At 64.2% G+C, this 14,838-nt stretch carries 12 protein-coding genes; 6 read left to right on the top strand and 6 right to left on the bottom strand.

Annotation, left to right across the window (positions count from 1 at the left end; genetic code table 11):
* Positions 1-21: 21 nt before the first annotated feature.
* From V6584_RS04575 to V6584_RS04595, 5 genes are all read right to left on the bottom strand, one after another.
* On the bottom strand, positions 22-1,308 hold the full coding sequence (locus tag V6584_RS04575; RefSeq protein ID WP_340469280.1) for an HRDC domain-containing protein: 1,287 nt from the start codon (positions 1,306-1,308) through the stop codon (positions 22-24).
* 155 nt (positions 1,309-1,463) lie between these two features.
* Complete coding sequence (gene pflA, locus V6584_RS04580) at positions 1,464-2,345, bottom strand: pyruvate formate-lyase-activating protein (protein ID WP_340469281.1); 882 nt, start codon at positions 2,343-2,345, stop codon at positions 1,464-1,466.
* Between the two features lie 105 nt (positions 2,346-2,450).
* Positions 2,451-4,826: a formate C-acetyltransferase gene (gene pflB, locus V6584_RS04585; RefSeq protein WP_340469282.1), complete on the bottom strand. Its 2,376-nt coding sequence runs from the start codon at positions 4,824-4,826 to the stop codon at positions 2,451-2,453.
* A gap of 126 nt (positions 4,827-4,952) precedes the next feature.
* Positions 4,953-5,282 (bottom strand): hypothetical protein, encoded by a 330-nt coding sequence (locus tag V6584_RS04590; RefSeq protein WP_340469283.1) that lies wholly within the window; start codon positions 5,280-5,282, stop codon positions 4,953-4,955.
* A gap of 134 nt (positions 5,283-5,416) precedes the next feature.
* Complete coding sequence (locus tag V6584_RS04595; RefSeq protein ID WP_340486279.1) at positions 5,417-7,069, bottom strand: NAD+ synthase; 1,653 nt, start codon at positions 7,067-7,069, stop codon at positions 5,417-5,419.
* A gap of 173 nt (positions 7,070-7,242) precedes the next feature.
* Between V6584_RS04595 and V6584_RS04600 the strand changes: the two genes are divergently transcribed.
* Positions 7,243-8,847 (top strand): MFS transporter, encoded by a 1,605-nt coding sequence (locus tag V6584_RS04600; protein WP_340469285.1) that lies wholly within the window; start codon positions 7,243-7,245, stop codon positions 8,845-8,847.
* 37 nt (positions 8,848-8,884) lie between these two features.
* Here the strand turns inward: V6584_RS04600 and V6584_RS04605 are convergent, their stop codons facing one another.
* Positions 8,885-10,624 (bottom strand): MFS transporter, encoded by a 1,740-nt coding sequence (locus tag V6584_RS04605; RefSeq protein ID WP_340469286.1) that lies wholly within the window; start codon positions 10,622-10,624, stop codon positions 8,885-8,887.
* Between the two features lie 382 nt (positions 10,625-11,006).
* On the opposite strand from V6584_RS04605, the gene V6584_RS04610 reads away from it, so the two are divergent.
* The 5 genes from V6584_RS04610 to V6584_RS04630 all read left to right on the top strand — a co-directional run bounded on the left by V6584_RS04610 (position 11,007) and on the right by V6584_RS04630 (position 14,742).
* Positions 11,007-11,888, top strand: coding sequence for a TetR/AcrR family transcriptional regulator (locus tag V6584_RS04610; RefSeq protein ID WP_340469288.1), 882 nt, complete (start codon positions 11,007-11,009; stop codon positions 11,886-11,888).
* A gap of 28 nt (positions 11,889-11,916) precedes the next feature.
* Positions 11,917-12,276 (top strand): YccF domain-containing protein, encoded by a 360-nt coding sequence (locus tag V6584_RS04615; RefSeq protein WP_340469290.1) that lies wholly within the window; start codon positions 11,917-11,919, stop codon positions 12,274-12,276.
* 137 nt (positions 12,277-12,413) lie between these two features.
* On the top strand, positions 12,414-12,953 hold the full coding sequence (locus V6584_RS04620) for a peptidylprolyl isomerase (RefSeq protein ID WP_340469291.1): 540 nt from the start codon (positions 12,414-12,416) through the stop codon (positions 12,951-12,953).
* Between the two features lie 200 nt (positions 12,954-13,153).
* Positions 13,154-13,582, top strand: coding sequence for a very short patch repair endonuclease (locus V6584_RS04625; protein ID WP_340469292.1), 429 nt, complete (start codon positions 13,154-13,156; stop codon positions 13,580-13,582).
* Between the two features lie 113 nt (positions 13,583-13,695).
* A complete protein-coding gene (locus V6584_RS04630; protein ID WP_340469293.1) occupies positions 13,696-14,742 on the top strand; it encodes a Gfo/Idh/MocA family protein in 1,047 nt (348 codons plus the stop codon).
* Positions 14,743-14,838 lie beyond the last annotated feature (96 nt).

The following is a 14,838-nucleotide window of genomic DNA, read 5'->3' on the forward strand; positions in this document are numbered from 1 at the left end:
GATCTGCCAGTAAGGCAACCGTTACATAATAACTCGGGACAGGGACTCTGACAGGAGGGAGACCTGCCAGGGGCGGGACCCCTCCGCCGTCAGGAAGTCTGCCACGTCACGCCCAGCGGGGTCGTCGGTCCAACAAAGGTCACGCAGGTATTTGGGCTTGATCAGGATGTCCGCCGGGGTGTTGGTGTCCTGGGAGACCTGGTTGACCACCTTGCGGACCGCCTGAAGCCTCGCGAAACGCTCAGGATGGCGGTGCCTCCATACCTGCATGGACTTGGGGGCGTGGCACTCATCCGTCCGGCTCATCCCGGGCTGGACCGGCAGGTCCTGTGACGGCAGGGACAGGGCCTCGAGGATGGCCTCCTTCCAGACGGAATGCTTCACCTCACGTTGGATGGGTGCATACCTTTCGAACATCCTGTCCTGCTCGCCCCCGGTGTGGATGCGCACCCTCTGGTTGAGTGAGCGGATGGCGCGGAATTGCCTGCTGTTGCGGGGCTTGACCTGGGCGGCCTCGATGATGGCGGCATCTGACAGGAGGAGGTTGGGGGCTATGTCATATTGTCTGGCCAGGGCATCCCGCCTGGTCCACAGGGAGCGGGCCACGGCCAGGCCGCGACGGTCGTTGCGCAGGATGTTGATTCTGGATATGCGGCGCCAGGGTTGCTCCGGTTCGGGCTTGTCGCGTTGGCCGCGTGCCAGGAGCCAGGCGAACTCCTGGCGGGCCCATTCCTCCTTGCCCTGCCTCTTCAGGTCTTCAGCCAGGGCCGACCTGAGCGGTTCCAGGAGCTCCACATCCAATGCCGCGTAATTGCGCCAATCCCTTGGCAGGGGGCGGTAGGACCAGTCGGCCGCCGAGTGCTCTTTCGCCAGGGTGAGGCCCAGGTAGTGTTCGGTGACGGCGGAAAGCCCGAAGTGCTGAAGGTTGAGCATCCTGGCGGCCAGCTCGGTGTCGAAGAGGGAGGTTGGTTTCAGACCCAGCTGGTGGAAGCCGGGCAGGTCCTGGGGGGAATCATGGATAATCCACTCCGCCCCTTCCACAGCCTGGTTGAAGGGCTCCCACCCTTCGTCGAATCCGGCCACGGCGATGGGATCGATCAGGGCTATGAGGCGGCCCCTCTTGAACTGGACCAGATAGTCCCTGTGGTCATAGCGGAAGCCCGATGCCCTCTCCGCATCCGCCCCGAGGGGACCCGGGGCCTGCGAGAAATGTCGGCATATACGGGCGAACCCCTCCGGATCGCCGATGACGTCCGGCACTCCCCCACGCGGTTCATCCAACAGGTGCGGCTGATGACGTACAGGCAAATCCCGCCCTCCTCAGATTCGTTTCAAGGCCGGACACAGCATACCGCGCCACCCATACCTGTCCCTCTCCCTCACCGGTCCGGGGGCTGGCCCGGTGAGGGACCGGAAGGTCAATGGACAGGGCATGGGTGGAAGGCGGGCTGAACACTGCAGGGTCAGTAGACCACGAAACCGTGGGACTCAAACTGTTTTTTCACCCTGTCCTTCAAGGCGGCGGAGGGACCCTTGGCATCCTCCAGGGGGTAGGGTATGCGCAACTCGTGCCATTTGGGCCGCCCCAGCTGGTGGAAGCCGAGGACATCTATGTGCTCGACGGCGCTGCCGAATTCCTCGCAGATCTTCGCCACGTTCTCCACGTTCTCTTCGGAATCGGTGAGGCCGGGGACCAGGACGAAACGAATCCAGATCTTGGAGCCCCTGGCCGCCAGTCTCTTGCCGAAGTCGATGGTCGGCGCCAGGGTCCCCCCCGTCACCAACTGATAGGTCTTCTCATCGCCGGACTTCACATCGAGCAGGCAGAGGTCGATGTCATCGATCATCTCGTCGGTGTAATTGCGATTGAGGAAGCCCGAGGTGTCCAAGCAGGTGTGGACCCCCATCTCCTTGGCGGCCCTGAACACACGGGAGACGAAGGCCGCCTGCATCATCGATTCGCCGCCGCTGAAGGTGATGCCTCCACCGGTGGCCTTGAAGAGGTCCTGGTAGCGGTCCACCTTGTCGATCATGGCCTGGAGGTAGACGGGTTGGCCGTCCCGCATCTTCCAGGTGTCGGGGTTCTGGCAGTATTGGCAGCGCAGGGGGCAGCCGCTCATGAAGACGGTCATACGGGTGCCCGGTCCATCCACCGATGTGTTGATGTCCCATGAGTGGACGAAACCGATGTCGCCCGTTTTCAGGGCTGCGATCCTGTCGTGCCTGTCCAGCCCTATGGGCGATTCGAATCCGGACAACCCCCCCATCAGGGTCTGGCTGCGATAGACCTTTGACTCCTTGAGCATGTGCGGCCGAGTGCTGTGAAAGGTCGTGACCTGTGTCATGGAATTACATCCTCCTGCGTACATGATAAGGGGCGGGGCACGTGGCCCCGCCCCTTATCATCATCCGGTCCTCAGGGCCGGATGATTCCTTGGCATCCGGTGGGCTCAGTCAGTCACTGCACCCTGGTGGAAGGTGCGGGAGATGACATCGAGCTGCTGCTCACGGGTCAGCTTGACGAAGTTGACGGCGTAGCCCGAGACGCGCACGGTCAGGTGCGGGTACTTCTCGGGATGCTCGACTGCATCCTCCAGCTGCTCCTTGCGCAGGACGTTGATGTTGGCGTGGTAGAGGCCATGGCCGTTACCGGCGTCGAGGATGCCGACCAGGTTGCCGATGCGCTCCTCCTCATCGCGGCCCAGGCCGTCAGGAGTGATCGTATTGGTCAGCGAGATGCCGTCAAGGGCGTCGTCGTAGTCGATCTTTCCGACCGAGAACATGGAGGGGAGCATGCCGTGAGAATCCATTCCGTTCTCGGGGTTGGCGCCGGGTGCATACGGGGTGCCCTTCTTGTGGCCCGAGGGGAAGGAACCGGTGTTCTTGCCGTATTCCACGTTGGAGGTGATCGTCAGGATGGACTGGGTCGGGACGGCCCCACGATAGACGGGGAGCTTCTTGATCTGGCCCATGACCGTCGAGACGGTCCACTTGGCCAGGTCGTCGGCCCGGTCGTCGTCGTTGCCGTAAATCGGGAATTCGCCGACGGTCTTGTAGTTGACGATCAGGTCGTCATCGGCCCCTTCGACATACTCCGGGGTGCCCTTGGCATCCTTGTTGTAAATCGGATAGACCTTTGCGTACTTGATTGCGGACAGGGAGTCGGCCGCGATGGACAGACCGGACATGCCGCAACCGAGGGTGCGGTAGACCTCCTTGTCGTGCAGGGCCATCTCGATGGACTCGTAGGCGTACTTATCGTGCATGTAGTGGATGATGTTGAGGGCCTCGACATAGGTCTCGCTCAGCCACTCCAGGGCCTTCTCGTAATTGTCCTTGACCTCCTGGAAGTCCAGGGTGCCGTCTTCCTTCACATGGACCGGCTCGATGAGTCCCTTGTCGATGACCTGCATGCCGGTCATCTCGTCACGGCCGCCGTTCATGGCGTAGAGAAGGGCCTTGGCCGAGTTCACACGCGCTCCGAAGAACTGCATCTGCTTGCCGACCCTCATCGGGGACACGCAGCAGGCGATGGCGGCATCGTCACCCCAATGGGCGCGGATGTCCTTGTCGGACTCGTACTGGATGGCGGAGGTGTCGATGGAGATGCGGGCGCAGAAGCGCTTGTACCCCTCAGGCAGCTTGGGATCCCAGAAGATGGTGATGTTCGGTTCGGGACCGGGCCCCAGGTGCTCCAGGGTCAGGGTGGCCAGGAGACGGAAGGAGGTCTTGGTGACCATCGGCCTGCCATCGTCGCCGAAACCGGCATCGGACCAGGTGGCCCAGTAGGGGTCTCCGGAGAAGATGTTGTCATAGTCCTTGGTGCGCAGGAAGCGGACGATGCGCAGCTTCATGACGATGTTGTCGATGATCTCCTGGGCATCGGTCTCGTTGATCAGGCCCTTGGCCAGATCGCGCTCGAAGTAGATGTCGAAGAAGGCCGACAGACGGCCGATGGACATTGCCGCCCCGTCCTGGCTCTTGACGGAGGCCAGGTAGGCCATGTAGGTCCACTGAACGGCCTCACGGGCGCTCTGCGCCGGCCTGCTCAGGTCCAGACCGTATTCGTGGCCCAGGTTCAGCAGTTGCTTCAGGGCCTTGATCTGCTCCGCATGCTCCTCACGGAAGCGGATCCAATGCTCGATCTCGTCCTCGGTGAAGTCATTGCGGTAGGGGATGGAGTCCTTGTCGGCCTGTTTGCGGGCGATCAGCTCGTTGATGCCGTAGAGGGCCACACGACGGTAGTCGCCAATGATACGGCCGCGGCCGTAAGCATCGGGCAGACCGGTGAGGATCTTGTTGTGGCGTGCCAGCTTGATCCTCTTTGTGTATACGTCGAAGACACCGTCGTTGTGGGTCTTGCGGTAGCGGGTGAAGATCTTCTTGACCTCGGGGTCAGGCTCCTTGCCGGCCTCCTTGATGGCCTGCTCGACCATGCGCCAGCCGCCGTTCGGCATCATGGCGCGCTTGCAGGGGACGTCGGTCTGCAGACCGACGATCACGTTGTCCTGGGTCTCATCGGCGGGCTTGCCGTCGATGTAGCCGGCAGGGAAGGCGTCGATTCCGGCCGGGGTGTGGGTATCCACATCGTAGACGCGCTGCTTGCGCTCTACAGCCAGGTAATTATCGTCCAGATAGTGCCACAGGAACTTGGTCTTCTCCGTCGCAGGCGCCAGGAAGGACTCATCACCGGTGTAAGGGGTGTAGTTCTCTTGAATGAAATCCCTGACATCGATGTCTTTCTTCCAGTCATCGCCCTTGAAACCATCCCAGGCCTTGGCTTCCAGCTCCTCTTGAGAGACGGCCGTAGTCTCGACTGCTGTCATGCTCAACTCCTTGTTATGTGTCAACGGCGCTTCTTCACACCGCCGGTTTGTTCCATTATATCGTTTGTCAATAGTCACAAGCCTTAAACGAGAGTGACCTTAATCACATTCATCCCCGCCCAGGCCTTATAACCAGCCCAGACCGTCCTCGTGGTCCTGCCCAGGGTCCTGGCCATGATCCTGATCGATGTCGCCGTCCCCGCGGCCACCGCCTCTGTCGGAGGCCGGCCTTCCTCCCCCCTCCCCCTGCAGGCCATCGCCATTCTCGCCATCCCAGGCGGCCTTCCACTCCTTGTCGTCCTGGTCCCACTTCTTGTTGCGCTTCTTCACGATCTTCCAGGCATCGAGGGCCTCAGCCCTGGTCTTGTAGGGACCCATCCGCCAGTTGACCGGAGAGACGAGCCCCTGTTCCGCCTGCCCTGTGGCCGTATTGAAGTACCACTCTTTCCCGTCCATGGAAACCTCCTGTCGGCATGGACACCTCACACTGAAGGCACGGTTTCCTCCTGGGGCTGAAAGCGGCAGGCCGGGGGGGGGGGCCCCCGCCGGGGCCCCCCCCCCCCCGGCGGTCAGCTCCCGGACGGCCACCGTCACTCCCTGAAGGCGTTGGTGACCGGGAGCCTGCGGTCGCGGCCGAAGGCCAGGCCGGTCACCTTGGGACCCAGAGGATACTGCCGCCGCTTCCACTCGGCCCTGTCCACCAGGCGCATGACCGTGTCGACCGTGTCGCCGTCGAATCCGTCGGCCAGGAGGTCCGCCCGCCCATGGGCCTTTTCGATGTAGGCGGAGAGGACCTGGTCCAGCAGCCGGTAGTCGGGCAGGGAGTCTGAGTCCTTCTGACCCTCCCTCAGTTCTGCGCTGGGAGGCTTGACGATGGAGTTCTCGGGGATGGGCTCGGTCTTCCCCTCCTGCCGGGCCCGCTCGTTGCGCCAGCGTGCCAGATCCCACACCCTGGTCTTCAGGAGGTCCTTGATGGGGGCGTAACCGCCCACGGCATCGCCGTAAATGGTCGAATACCCGCAGGCCAGTTCCGACTTGTTCCCCGTGGCCAGGGCCAGGAGGCCATGCGAGTTGGAATAGGCCATGACTATGACACCGCGGATTCTGGCCTGGATGTTCTCCTCTGCCACCCCTTCGAGGTGGAGCATCTGCTGGAAGGCCTCGAACTCGGTGGCGATGGGCTGGATCTCGTAACGTGCGCCCAGGCGGGAGGCCAGGTCGGCAGCATCGTCCTTGGACCCCAGGGATGAGTAGCGGCTGGGCATGGAAATCCCCCAGATGTTCCCTCCCCCGCATGCGTCTGCGGCCATGGCGGCGACCAGGGCCGAGTCGATCCCTCCGGACAGGCCCAGGCAGACCCCCGTGAAGTGGTTCTTGGCCATGTAATCCTTCAGCCCGAGCACACAGGCCCGATAGACCTCCTCATCTCCCGCCAGGTCCGCGGCCATGACGGCATGCGGCCCGACCTGACAGCCGGCCTCGTCGCCAGCGGCCGGCAGGGTCCAATACCCCAGGTGCTCGATGAACTGGGGCGAGCGCTCCAGAAGGTCACCGGAGGGACTGATGACGAAACTGCCGCCATCGAAGACCAGGTCGTCCTGGCCGCCCACCTGGTTGACATACATGACAGGTGCTCCGACCTGCCGGGCCCTGCGGGCAGCCAGGTCCATGCGCACATGCCCCTTGCCCTCCTCGTAGGGGGACCCGTTGATGGTCAGAAGGAGGTCGATCCCTTGCTCGGCCATCTCCTGGACCGGCCCGCCCTCCTGCCAGATGTCCTCGCAGATGGCCAGACCCACCCGGTGCCCGTCGATGTCGAGAATGACGGTACGCTGCCCTGACGTGAAGATACGGTATTCGTCGAAGACCCCGTAATTGGGCAGGAAGTGCTTGTCATAACCAGCCCAGACAACACCCCGGTGGAGGACCACCATCCGGTTGCGGGGCCGGTCCCCGTCATGGTCGGTGCCCACCGTGCCCACGATGACGTAAAGGGGACCCAGTCCGGCCTTGTCCAGCTGCTCGGCCAGGTCGTTGGCCTGACTCCACGCAGCCTTCCGGAAGGTGGCACGCAGGGCCAGATCCTCGATGGGGTAACCCGTCAGTGTCATTTCCGGGAAGACCACGACCCTCGCCCCGTGCCGGGCGGCCCTGGCCGCATATTCCATGACCTTGCCCGCATTGCCGGCCAGGTCGCCCACGCAGGTGTCGATCTGGGCCAGGGCGAAGACCAGGGGGGACATGGCCCGGTCCTCCCCTCCCTGCGATGGGGTGACCTCTGAATTCTCATGCTTGTCCATACTGTCAGATTCTAGGGCAGGCTGACCCCGCACCGGGGCTGCGCCCCGCCAAGGCCTCTCCCCCTGCCTGACCGGCCGACTTGGCGGTCCCGGACGGCGGGCTTAGTATGGCACCTGTGCCATCTGCATCGATAGAGCGATCGAAGGGAACCGGGGAGGGGCCCTCCTCCTTCCCCTACCGGGTGCCGGGACAGGGAGGTCCCATCCGGTTCAGGGACGCCGTCGGATTCGGGGCCGGGGACTTCTACGGGGGCGGCAATCAGGTGATCAACGCCTCATACGTGGCCCTCTTCTGGACCAGGTTCTGCGGACTGAACATACAGACGGCCCAGGGGATATTGGGGTCGGCGGCCTTCGTCAGCGCCCTGGCCGCCCTCTGCTTCGGCGCCTTCGGCGACGGGCTCTTCCGTCACCGCCTGGGCAGGCGGTTCGGCAGGAGGCACCTCATCCTGGCCGTCTCCTGTCCACTGATACTCTTCGGCATCCTCCTGTGGGTGCCCGGCCTGCCTGCCTGGGCCTACCTGGCGGTCTTCATGATCTGGATCGTGACCACCCAACTCTTCCAGACCGCCTACGGGGCCCTGCCAAACGAGATGACCGAGGACTATCAGGACAGGACCCTACTGACGACCACCAGGCTCTTCATCTCCACCCTCTCCTGCACTCTCATCCCCTTGGTGGCAAGCGGCGTCCTGGCCCTCCTGGGTGAGGGGAGGGCGCTCTCCTACCAGGTCTTCGGCATGGGTTTCACCCTCCTCTTCTGCCTGGCCGTCTTCCACACATGGAGGACCACCTGGGAGCTGACACCCAGTCAGGCGGGCTACGGGCAGGACGGGCAGACGGCCGCGGGGGGAAACCCGGAAGGCCATGGGCGGCCCGCCCTGACCTGGTGGCGGCACCTGGCCAGGATGGGCCGGGAGTACCTGTCCACCCTGCGCATAGCCACCTTCCGCCGGCACCTGGCCATCTACCTCCTGGTACAGATGTCCATGGACGCCTTCGGCGGCACCTTCATGTTCTTCGTCCTCTTCGACTGGGACAGGTCGGCGACCTTCGGCTCCCTGATGCTGAGCTCCGTCTTCATCTCGCTGCCCCTCATGCCCCTCTTCGGCAAGGCCGTCAACACCATAGGACCCAAGCGCCTTTACGCGATCAACTTCGCAGGCTGTCTGACCGGTGTCGCCTGGCTGACCGCCTCCTGGCTCCTGGCAGGCCATCTGAAGGACCCGGCCTGGACCATCTTCACGGTGCTGGGCTGCCTCTTCTTCTTCGCATTCAAATCCCTGTGCGGTTTCATCCCCTGGAGCGTCTTCCCCCTGATAGCCGATGTGGACCAGATAATCACGGGGAAGAACAGGTCGGCCACCTTCGGTGGCCTCCAGTCCTGTCTGAGGCAGATCTGCTCGGGGGTCGTGACCACCTCGATCGGCCTGATCCTCGCCGCCAGCGGGTTCGACGCCTCCCGTCCAAGCCAGCCCAGGGGCGCCCAGCTGACCCTGGCGGCCCTCCTCCTGGGCTGGTTCGCGTTGAACATGTCAATCTGCTGGGTCATCTCGCGTCGGCTGGACATAGACCGCAGGACGGACGGCATCCTTGCGGCGGAGACCTCCCGTCTCAGGGCCGGCGGCAGCAAGGCCGACGTGGACCCTGAGACCAGGGCCGTGGTGGAGGACCTGACGGGACTGCCCTATTCCGCGGTCGAATCATACGAAAAGGGCTGAAGCGGTCGAACGGCCGGCACGACAACCGGGGACCCCGTCATGCCCTGTCGGCACCGGCCCTCTGGGCGGCCCTGCGCACCTGCACGGATGCCAGAAGACCGATGACGAGCAGGAGGCATGCGAAACCCATAGCCAGCTGCCCTGACCGAGTGAACCCGTCCGTCAAAGCCCCGGTCACGGCTGGCCCCAGGCTGCCGAACCTCCCATGGACACCCTGGGCCCTCATGACCGGGATGACGTTGCCGGCCGACGATTTGAGGGCCTGGGTCAGGCCGTATGCCTCCCCTCCCGACAGTCCTCCGACCTGGGCCAGTCGGCCGGGCAGGACCAGGCCGACGGCACCTGAGAGGATGCTGCCCGAGACGGCCGCGCCCAAGGCGGTGCCCCATTGACGGATGGTGGACTGGGTGGCCGAACCCTGACCGGATTGTTCGATGGGGACACCGGAGAGGACCAGGCTGGTCAGCTGTGCAGAGGCGAAGCCCAGCCCCAGGCCATAGACCACCAGGGTCACCATGATGGTCCACACGCCGACCGAATCGTTCATGAGGAGGGCGGACCCGGCCACCCCCAGGATCTCCAACCCCAGTCCCAACTGCACGGTTCCACCGGCGCCCAGGCGGGCGGAGACGAACCGGGCCATGCCGCCGGAAACCACCGAGCCGAGGGCCATCACGGCAAGGACGACCCCGGCCTGGAGGGAGGAGAGCCCCCTGGCGTTTATCAGGTAGAGGGGAAGTATGAAGATGACGGCGAACTGGCCGGCGTTGATGATGGCGGCGGTCAGATTCCCCCAACCGAAAGTGCCGATCGTGAACATGGTGACATCCAGGACGACGATTTTTCCCGTCCTCTTGCGGCCCAATTCCACGTGCACGAAGACGGCCAGAAGGACCAGGCCCAGGAGGAGACAGGGCAGTATGGGGGAGATGGCGGCCTTCTTGGACCAGGAGACGGGCCCCAGGGCCATGGTCGCCGACGGACGCACCCATCCGTACGTCCCACCCTCTATCAGGGCGAAGACCACCAGCGCCGACCCCAATGCGGACAGGACGATGCCCGCCCAATCACCGAACAGGCCGAGCCTGTCGCCGTCACCGGCCCCTGCCGCCTGACTCTCGGGGACGTAGGGGATGGAAGCGAGGAAGACGATCAATCCCAGCGGGAGGTTGACGAGGAAGATCCACCGCCACCCGATCGTGGAAGTGAAGATGCCGCCCAGAAGGGGGCCGACGGCGGCAGCCGCCGACATGACCGCCCCCCAGACCCCAAAGGCGGTGGCCCGGTACCGGCCACGGAAGGTGGCCGAAACCGTCGACAGGGTGCTGGGCATGACCAGGGAGCCTCCAATCCCCTGGACCACCCTGGCCAGGAGGAGGACGGTCCCGTTGCCTGCGCAGGCGGCGAAGATGGATCCGGCCACGAAGATGACCGTCCCAACCTGGAGGATCCGCTTGCGCCCGTACATGTCGCCCAGACGTCCAGAGGGCAGCAGAAGGGCCGCCAGGATGACGCTGTAGAGGGCGGTGACCCACTGTGCTGTTGACAGGTCGATGTGTATGGCGCTGATGATGGCCGGGATGGATACGTTGACGATCGAGGAGTCCAGGACAATCATGGCCAGACCCAATGCCAACACCCAGAGCGCCTTCCAGGGGGGCGCCGTCAGGCCTCCCCCATCGTCGGGGGACGGTCTTCCCTCCCCCGCCCGACCAGTCGCCTTCCCCTTCTGGATGGCAGGAGCCTGTTTCAGGCCCGATCCGCTGACTTCCTTCATGCTCTTCCCTCCGTGAAACCGTCGACCGCCGAGAACCCTGTCACAGCTTTTGAGACTATACGTCCCGAAAAACCCCGAGGCAAGCCTGCCACGCCATCCATCCGCTCCCCACCCGGAGCGACCTGCGTCAACCCAGTACACAGGAAGTGTGTAAATGCGGGCCCGCCCGTGGCCGACACAGACCTGGGGCCATAAGATGGGGCCCACATATCGAGCGACCCGGCCGACTGCAATCCGCATGCACCCAAAACCGGCTGCCTGTCCGGCCGCATGAAGGCACGACCCTGAACGGTCAGTCGGGCCCCGTCTGCCGGACGGCCGTCGGGAACGCAGCCACGCCCCGCTCAGAGGGGCCCGACGGGAGGAAAGAGAGGTGACAGGCTTGCCCCGAATCAAGGAGGCCACACTGAGCGAACACAGGACGGCCACCCGGACCTGCATCATCCAGGCGGCCGAATCCATCCTGCGCACCGGTGGCAGGCGGGCGCTGACCATGGCGGCGGTCGGCAGGAAGACCGGCCTGGCCAGGAACTCCATCTACCGATATGCAAAAGATGCCGACGCCCTGTGCGATCTGGTGCTCGAACGTCACCTGCCCAGCTGGTCAAGGGCGCTTACACAGGCCCTGGATGGGGTGGAGGACCCGGCCGAGACCATCGTCGTATGGACCAGGACCAATCTCAGCCAGGCCGGGGAACATGGTCACGGGTGGCTGATGGACCTGTATGCCGGAGACAACGACGAGGATTTCAGGCGGGCCTTCCGCTACGCGACGACCGCCGGGGGTCGGGCCGGTACCGCTCCCCTAGCCGAACGACCCCCCAAGCAGGCCATGGTGGACTTCCACCGTGCCGTCAATCAACCCCTGATCGATGCCTGGCGGGCCCTGCGCCCCGAGGGGGCCTGGACCGGTGTGGAGGTGACCAGGGGAATACTCCAGTCCGGAATGCGCTTGATGGATGCACTGACTGACCGACCCCCCTGTGGGGGGCAGGCAGCCCTGACCTCAGGCGAACGCCGCAGGAGGGTAAACGCAGTCATGAAGGATGTGACGGCCGCGACCAGGGCGGTGGTGGACGCCCTCGGTGATGACGGGGACGCCAGCCTCGGCTCAGGATGCACCGGCCGACAGCCCCGAACTGCCTGCAGGACCCCGGCAGGTCGGGAGGCGGGGCCCGGTCCGGCCGGGAAAACCGGGGTGAGGCCCTTCGACCGGCCGGAGGGGAATCTGACGGATTCCGAAGGAAAGGCTCGAAACACGTGAGCGACACGAGGGAAAGTCGGGAAGCGACATGAGACTGATAGGCAACATCATCTGGATTCTTCTGGGGGGTCTGGTCATCGCGCTGGGCTGGGTCCTGGTCGGGCTCGTGCTCTGTCTGAGTGTCGTGGGCATCCCCCTGGGCATCCAGGCCTTCAAGATGGCCGGCCTGACCCTGGCCCCATTCGGGAGGAGGGTCGTTTACGGGGGCGGTCTGGGTTCGACCTTCCTCAACATCGTCTGGATCGTCCTGGGCGGCTGGTGGCTGGCCCTGGCCTATCTGTTGGCGGGCCTGATCAACATGGTCACCATAATCGGAATACCCTTCGGCCTTCAGAGTCTGAAGATGGCCCGCCTGGCCATCATGCCCTTCGGCTCATCCATATACTGACCCCATGCCGGCAGCCCATGCCGGCAGTCCTCGACCGGCCCCACTCGGGGCCCCACCGGGCCCCCACCACGAAGAGGCGGCGGGGCGGGCGGCCCAGGCCTCGGGGGGGGGTCGGCCTGACATGACACAATCAGGGTATGACAACTATCATCATGCACACATCCGCAGGGGACATCCGTCTGGACCTCTTCGACGACAAGGCCCCCGAGACGGTAGCCAACTTCCTCTCCCTGGCGGAGGGAGACAAAGAGTGGACGGACCCGGCGACCGGTGAACGACGGCAGGACCCCTTCTACGACGGGCTCACCTTCCACCGGATCATCAAGGACTTCATGATCCAGGGCGGCTGCCCCCTGGGGACCGGGACCGGCGGGCCCGGCTACGAGTTCGATGACGAAATCGACCCCTCCCTCACCTTTGACGAGCCCTACAAGTTGGCCATGGCCAACGCCGGCCTGCGCAGGGATCCCCGGACGGGCAGGACCCACGGGACAAACGGTTCCCAGTTCTTCATCACCACGGTCCCCACCCCCTGGCTGAACGGACATCACACGATCTTCGGACAGGTGGCTGACGATGACTCCCGCAAGGTGGTGGACGCCCTGGATGCCCTGGAGACCGATGCCTCGGACAGGCCCCTGGAGCCCGCCATGATCGAGGGGATCGAAAGGGCCTGAACCAGGGAGGGGGGGGGGCCCCGGGCGGCCCCCCCCCCGGGGGTGGGCCGTGGATAAGCCCGCACAAATGGGGCGGGCGGGGGCCGCCCCCCTCCCCCTATCTCCGGACAGATGCTCCCACCCCCCGGGTTCGGACCAGGCACAGGAAGGACAAAGGGACCCAAAAGGGATTCAAGACCGGGAAAGAGGGTCGCAGGACCATGAGTCGCGGCACATATGAGCGCGGCACACGCAGTTACACCATGTCGAGAATCCGGGGCAAGGAGACCGGGATCGAACGCCAGGTGCGCAGCTACCTGTTCGCCCGCGGCCTCAGATTCCGCAAGAATGACAGACGCTACCCCGGTCATCCCGACGTGGTCCTGCCCAAGTGGAATGCCATCGTCTTTGTCAATGGCTGCTTCTGGCACATGCACCAGGGCTGTTCCAAGGTCTCCATACCAAAGTCGAATGTGGAGTTCTGGACGGCAAAACTCACACGGAACAAGCGGCGCGATGCCGCTCAGATCGAACAACTCACCGGTATGGGGTGGCGGGTCTTCACCGTCTGGGAGTGCCAGTTGGACCGGGAACATGCCCAGACGACCCTGGAGGAACTGTACCGGCAGATCGTGTCGGTCCGATCCTGACCCAGCCTGCCGGTAACATGGTTTAGTGAGTCGGCGGGATGGACCCTGCGATCAAGGTGGAGGGGGTCCCGGATGACTCGCCGGCGAGAACCCACACGCAAAGGAGCTTAAAGGTGAGCAGACTGAACGGTAAAAGACGGGAAGCGCAAGAGGAGGGTCTCAAGGTCAAAGTGGCCATACTGGGGGCCGGCGGCATAGCCCATCAGATGGCCCGGACCCTGTCGATGATGACCAAGGACGACCGCTACCGTGACCTGGTCACCCCCTACGCCGTGGCCTCCCGCAGCAAGGAACGGGCCCAGGCCTTCGCGGACACCTACGGGTTCCCGGTCTCCTACGGATCGTATGAGGAACTCATGGAGGACCCCCAGGTCGACCTTGTCTACATCGCCACCCCCCATAACTTCCATGCCAGCCAGGCCTGTTCCTGCCTGAGGGCCGGCAAGAACGTCCTGGTGGAGAAGTCCTTCACAGTCAATGCCGACCAGGCGCGACAGGTCATCGCCGTGGCCCGGCGCTCCAACCTCCTGTGCGCCGAGGCCATATGGCCCCGCTACATGCCCTCCCGCACCATGCTGGAAAAGGTCATCGACTCCGGACGGTTGGGCCGGATCCGCACGGGGAGCGCCACCCTGTGCGGGGACAACCACCGGATGGCCAGGATGAGCGACCCGGACCTGGCCGGCGGAGCCCTCCTGGACATGGGCGTCTACACCCTGAACTTCCTGGACATGGCCTTCGGGCCCAAATCCCCCTCCCGCATCACCACCGATGGGACCTTCGACGAGAACGGGCTGGACGAGCAGAGTTCCACGGCCCTTTTCTACGAGGACGGGACAATGGGCCTGTCCACCTGCTCCATGGTTTCCAACTGCGATGCAAGGGCAAGCATCTGGGGATCCGACGGCTATCTGGTATGCGACGGTGTCAACAACATCAAGACCATGTCCATCTACGGCAAGAACCACGAACTGGTGGAGACCCTGACCATCCCCGAACAGCTGACCGGGTATGAGTACGAGGTGGCGAGCGCAGCCAACGCCATCCTGGACGGACGGTGCGAGTGCCCGGAGATGAGGCACGAGGACACGATACGAATCATGGAGCTGATGGACTCGATCAGGGGCAAGTGGTCGATGAGATACCCCTTCGAGTCCTGACCGTTGCAGGGAGGGGGCCCACCTTCCAGGAGGACTCGCCCCCCCTGCCATGAGGGAGGGGCGGTCGGCAAAGGGACCGCCCCTCCCTTTTTGTGC

The sequence above is a fragment of the Bifidobacterium favimelis genome (genome assembly GCF_037963085.1).
GTDB lineage: Bacteria > Actinomycetota > Actinomycetes > Actinomycetales > Bifidobacteriaceae > Bombiscardovia > Bombiscardovia favimelis.

Coding starts and splice junctions, on each gene's coding strand:
- V6584_RS04615 (WP_340469290.1), top strand. CDS start 11,917: ATGAGACTGATAGGCAACATCATCTGGATTCTTCTGGGGGGTCTGGTC.
- V6584_RS04625 (WP_340469292.1), top strand. CDS start 13,154: ATGAGTCGCGGCACATATGAGCGCGGCACACGCAGTTACACCATGTCG.
- V6584_RS04620 (WP_340469291.1), top strand. CDS start 12,414: ATGACAACTATCATCATGCACACATCCGCAGGGGACATCCGTCTGGAC.
- V6584_RS04590 (WP_340469283.1), bottom strand. CDS start 5,282: ATGGACGGGAAAGAGTGGTACTTCAATACGGCCACAGGGCAGGCGGAA.
- V6584_RS04605 (WP_340469286.1), bottom strand. CDS start 10,624: ATGAAGGAAGTCAGCGGATCGGGCCTGAAACAGGCTCCTGCCATCCAG.
- pflB (WP_340469282.1), bottom strand. CDS start 4,826: ATGACAGCAGTCGAGACTACGGCCGTCTCTCAAGAGGAGCTGGAAGCC.
- V6584_RS04595 (WP_340486279.1), bottom strand. CDS start 7,069: ATGTCCCCCCTGGTCTTCGCCCTGGCCCAGATCGACACCTGCGTGGGC.
- pflA (WP_340469281.1), bottom strand. CDS start 2,345: ATGACACAGGTCACGACCTTTCACAGCACTCGGCCGCACATGCTCAAG.